The organism is Candidatus Protofrankia californiensis, assembly GCF_900634765.1.
GTDB lineage: Bacteria > Actinomycetota > Actinomycetes > Frankiales > Frankiaceae > Protofrankia > Protofrankia californiensis.
In genome coordinates this window covers 1-3,722 of record NZ_CAAAFT010000259.1, presented here as the reverse complement: position 1 = coordinate 3,722, position 3,722 = coordinate 1, and the positions used below count along the sequence as shown (strand labels likewise).

The following is a 3,722-nucleotide window of genomic DNA, read 5'->3' as shown; positions in this document are numbered from 1 at the left end:
CCTGGCCGGGCGGTGGCTTCGGCGCCGGTACGGTCGACAACCGTATCGTCGGCAACATCGACATCGCGCCGACCATCCTCGACGCGGCCGGGATCACCCCGACCACGCCGCAGAACGGCCACTCGCTGCTGTCCACGTACAGCCGCGACCACATACTGACCGAGTGGTGGAAGCAGGGCACCGGCACCGGCGGTGTGCCCACCTGGGCGTCCTACGTCAGCACCACCAAGCAGTACGTCGAGTACTACGACCTTCACACCGACGCGAACGGCCAGGAGGTCGGCACCGGGCAGGTGCTGTTCCGGGAGTACTACGACCTGGTCAACGACCCCTACCAGCTGGTGAACAAGCTGTACAACGCAACCCCGGCGCAGGAGCAGGCCCTGGGCATCCCGGCCCTGGCCGCCCAGCTCGCCGCCGACCGCACGAGCTGACCCCGAACAGTCGATTGCGGTGGTCCGCCCGCCCGCACGCACGCGGGGGCGAGCGGGCGGACCATCCGTCCACCACCATCCCGGTCGAACACAGGCTGAACAAAGGCCGAACAAAGAGAGACGTCATGTCTGGTTCCTGCTGCACCCCCGGCCGCGAGCCCGTCGGCATCGGGACCATCGCACCTGTACGCTCATCCGTACCCCGGACCAGGCGGATGGTCCAGCTTCCCGGCGGACGCTTCCTGATGGGCACCGAAGACGACGAAGGCTACAGCGCCGACGGCGAGGGTCCGATCCGGGAGATCGAGCTGAGCCCGTTCTCGATCGAGCCCACCACGGTGACCAACGCCCAGTTCGCCACGTTCGTGAACGCGACCGGGTACGTCACGGACGCCGAGCGCTACGACTTCTCCTTCGTCTTCGAGGGCTTCCTTTCCGAAGAATTCGATCAAGCCTCGCCGGCCGTGCACGAGACTCCCTGGTGGCGTGCCGTGTCCGGAGCGGTCTGGAAGCACCCCGAGGGACCGGGCTCGTCCGTCACCTCCCGGCAGAACCATCCGGTCGTGCACGTCTCGTGGAACGACGCGCAGGCATACTGCGCCTGGGCCGGCGTCCGGCTACCCACCGAAGCGGAGTGGGAGTACGCCGCGCGGGGCGGACTGGAACAGCACCGTTACCCGTGGGGCGACGAGCTGACACCCGGCGGGCGGCACCAGTGCAACACATGGCAGGGCGACTTCCCGAACCTCGACACCGGCGAGGACGGGTACGTCGGTACCGCCCCGGTGAAGTCCTACCGGCCCAACGGCTACGGTCTCTACAATGTCGTCGGCAACGTCTGGGAATGGTGCGCCGACTGGTTCAGCGTCAAGTTCCACGCCACCGGTCCGCGCACGAACCCGACCGGGCCGCCCGACGGTCGCGCCAAGGTGATGCGCGGCGGCTCACACATGTGCCATGCGTCGTACTGCAACCGGTACCGTGTCGCCGCGCGGAGCTCGAACACCCCCGACAGCTCCGCCGGCAACATCGGATTCCGCGCGACGGCCTGACCCTTCGCAGGCCCGTCATGTGCAGGACATCGGACCGTCGTCCGACGCGGCAAAGCTGACCGACGTAGCATCAAACACGCACCGGTCGACGGACCGGACACCGAAGCAAAGGACGCATGCCATGCCCAACCTCGGTCCCACCGAGCTTCTGATCATCGCGTTCGTCGTCATCCTGCTGTTCGGATCAAGGAAGCTGCCCGATGCCGCGCGCTCGTTCGGGCGCTCGTTGCGGATCTTCAAGGCCGAGACCAAGGGGCTCAGCCAGGACGAGCAGGCCGCGTCCTCGGCTGCTCCGGCGCAGCAACAGGAGCAGGCGGCACCGCGTCCCATCGAAGCCGGCCAGCCGGCCGTGAGCCCACAGTCCGCGTCGACCGGCACGGCCCACACCGCCCCGGCCGGCACCGTTGGGGTCAACGGCCAGTCCGTCGGCACGGGCGACACCAGCCGGCACTGACAGGCTGAAGACCACCGACCGCCTCTTCCACGAGCAGGAGTAGCCACCCGTGTCCGGGTTGCCCACGCCGCGACGGATCGTGCAGGCGGTGCAGCTCCGCCGCACCAGGACGGTCGAGGACAGCCGGATGTCGCTCACCGAGCACCTGCGGGAGCTGCGCAACCGGCTGGCAAAAGCACTCATCGCGCTCGCCGTCGCCACGGTGATCTGCTTCTACTTCGAGCCGCAGATTTTCGATGTCCTGAAAGAGCCATACTGCGCGTTGCCGGAGAGCACCCGCGCCGGCGGGGGTACCTGCCAGCTGTACTTCTTCGGCATCCTCGACGCCTTCATGATCCGGCTGAAGATCTCACTGATCGCCGGAGCGGTCCTGTCCGCCCCCGTCTGGCTCTACCAGTTGTGGTCGTTCATCACGCCGGGTCTGCACCGGCACGAACGCCGGTGGTCGCTGACGTTCGTCGGTTTCTCTCTCATTCTGTTCGCCCTCGGGGGCTTCTTCGCCTACCTGACGTTGAGCAAGGGCCTCGAGCTGCTGCTCGGTTTCAGCGGTGATGGGCTCGTCAGCCTTCTCGACGTCAACAAGTACCTGAGCTACGTCATCGCCATGCTGGTCGTGTTCGGGCTGTCGTTCGAGATCCCGCTTCTGGTGGCGATGCTGAACCTGGCGGGTGTGATCAGTACGGCCAAGCTGCGCTCGTGGCGGCGTGCCGAGATCTTCCTCGTCTTCGTCTTCGCGGCGATCGTGACACCGAGCCAGGACCCGTTCACCATGATCGCCCTCGGTCTGCCGATGATCGTGCTGTACGAGGTCGCCCTCGTGATCGGTTGGTTCAACGACAAGCGCAAGGCCCGCCGCGGCGACACCTCGCCCTACGCCAACCTCGATGACGACGAGGCGTCACCGTTGGACTTCGACGACCTGCCGCATCCCGCGACAGGGGAACCGGCGACGTCCGCAGCGTCCGCTGACCCGGTGGGGAGCGCTGTCGGTGCGGCCGGCGCCCCGGGTTCCTTGTCGAACGCCGCCCACCTCGACATCACCTGAAGGAACATCCGCCCGAACCCACCGGACCCACCGGAACATCCATCCGGCAACGAGCCGAAGGCGTGGGCGTAGGCTGACGAAGTGTCCACCGCGCCCGCGGGCTCGCCCGGCCCCGAGGCCCTCCCCACGGCCATACCCGCGGCTTTGGCCGACTTCATGGGCGGTTATCCGTTCGGCCTCGACCCCTTCCAGATCGAGGCGTGCACAGCTCTCGACGCCGGCGAAGGCGTCCTGGTCGCGGCGCCCACCGGAGCCGGTAAGACGATCGTCGGCGAGTTCGCGGCCCACCTTGGGCTCACCCGGGGTCAACGCTGCTTCTACACGACCCCGATCAAGGCGCTGTCGAACCAGAAGTACGCCGACCTCGTAGCCCGTCACGGGATCGACGCGGTCGGCCTGCTGACCGGTGACATCTCCCGCAACCCGGACGCGCCGGTGGTCGTCATGACCACCGAGGTCCTGCGCAACATGCTGTACGCGGAGCCGACCGGACGCGAGCGACTCGACCGCCTCGCCTTCGTCGTCATGGACGAGGTTCACTACCTTGCCGACCGGCAGCGTGGCGCCGTGTGGGAAGAGGTGATCATTCATCTTCCGCAACACGTCCGGCTGGTGTCGCTGTCCGCAACGGTGAGTAACGCGGAGGAGTTCGCGGACTGGTTGGTCACCGTCCGCGGGCATACCCGTGTCGTCGTCACCGAGCACCGTCCGGTGCCGCTGTGGCAGCACGTGCTGGC

General features: G+C 67.4%; 4 protein-coding genes and 1 pseudogene. All 5 read left to right on the top strand.

From position 1 onward, the window contains the following. A pseudogene (locus DD1DGNOD_RS29435) lies at nt 1-434 on the top strand (sulfatase); the annotation flags it as partial. A gap of 215 nt (nt 435-649) precedes the next feature. Continuing rightward, the gene (locus DD1DGNOD_RS14170) at nt 650-1,486 is read left to right on the top strand and encodes a formylglycine-generating enzyme family protein (protein WP_131766859.1); all 837 of its coding nucleotides are present in this window, start codon (nt 650-652) and stop codon (nt 1,484-1,486) included. Nucleotides 1,487-1,607: 121 nt separating this feature from the next. Beyond that, nucleotides 1,608-1,940 (top strand): Sec-independent protein translocase subunit TatA, encoded by a 333-nt coding sequence (gene tatA, locus DD1DGNOD_RS14165; RefSeq protein WP_131766858.1) that lies wholly within the window; start codon nt 1,608-1,610, stop codon nt 1,938-1,940. 49 nt (nt 1,941-1,989) lie between these two features. Further along, nucleotides 1,990-2,985: a twin-arginine translocase subunit TatC gene (tatC, locus tag DD1DGNOD_RS14160; RefSeq protein ID WP_131770359.1), complete on the top strand. Its 996-nt coding sequence runs from the start codon at nt 1,990-1,992 to the stop codon at nt 2,983-2,985. Between the two features lie 156 nt (nt 2,986-3,141). After that, nucleotides 3,142-3,722: DEAD/DEAH box helicase (locus DD1DGNOD_RS14155; RefSeq protein WP_131770360.1), on the top strand; the 581-nt coding region annotated here is incomplete at its 3' end.